We start from the raw sequence: 1,028 nt of genomic DNA on the forward strand, positions 1-1,028 counted from the left end.
GACGATGTCGTCGTCCGGCGGCAGCTGCAGCGCGGCGGCGTCCTTCGGCAGCACGAGCTTGAGGAAGTCGAGCAGGTTGCGCGCGTACAGGCTGGAGCTGTCGGCCGGCACCAGCGCCGGCAGGTTGGTCTCGCCGATCAGGTGCACGCCGTGCCGGGTCACGGTCTGGCCGGCCTCGGTCAGCGGGCAGTTGCCGCCCGGTGCGCCATGCGGTCCGAGCGGGCCCTTGCCGGCGGCGAGGTCGACGATCACCGAGCCCGGCTTCATCGACTGGACCATCTCCTCGGTGATCAGCAGCGGCGCGGCCCGGCCCGGGATCAGCGCGGTCGAGATCACGACATCGGCCTGCGCGACGCGCTTGGCGACCTCGATCTTCTGCCGCTCCAGCCAGCTCGGCGGCATCGGGCGCGCGTAGCCACCCACGCCCTCGGCGGCTTCGCGTTCCTCGGCGGTATCAAAGGGCACGTCGATGAACTTGGCGCCCAAGGACTCGACCTGCTCCTTGACCGAGGGCCGCACGTCGGAGGCCTCGATCACCGCCCCGAGGCGCTTGGCGGTGGCGATCGCCTGCAGGCCGGCGACGCCCACGCCCAGGATGACGACGCGCGCGGCCTTGATGGTGCCGGCGGCGGTCATCAGCATCGGGAACAGGCGGCCGTACTGGTTGGCCGCCAGCAGCACCGCCTTGTAGCCCGCGATATTGGCCTGCGAGGACAGCACGTCCAGGCTCTGCGCGCGGGTGGTGCGCGGCGCGGCCTCGAGCGCGAAGCTGGTCAGCCCGGCCGCGGCCAGGCGGCCCAGGCCCTCGGCGTCGAAGGGGTTGAGCATGCCGACCAGCGCGGCGCCGGGCTGCATGCGGGCCAGTTCATCCGGCGCGGGGCGCTGGACTTTGAGCACCAGGTCGGCGCCGAAGGCGGCTGCGGCCTCGACGATCTCGGCGCCGGCGGCCCGGTAGGCCGCGTCGGTCGCGCTGACAGCCAGGCCGGCGCCGGCCTGCACCAGCACCCGGTGGCCTTGCGCCACCAGCT

The 1,028-nt window shown here is 73.2% G+C and carries 1 protein-coding gene; it reads right to left on the minus strand.

The genetic code is table 11. The annotated features are described in order from the left end of the window. A partial coding sequence (locus C6P64_RS17590) for an NAD(P) transhydrogenase subunit alpha (protein ID WP_105749824.1) occupies nt 1-1,028 on the minus strand: 1,028 nt, incomplete at both ends.

This window comes from Malikia granosa (assembly GCF_002980595.1).
Classification (GTDB): Bacteria; Pseudomonadota; Gammaproteobacteria; order Burkholderiales; family Burkholderiaceae_C; genus Malikia; species Malikia granosa.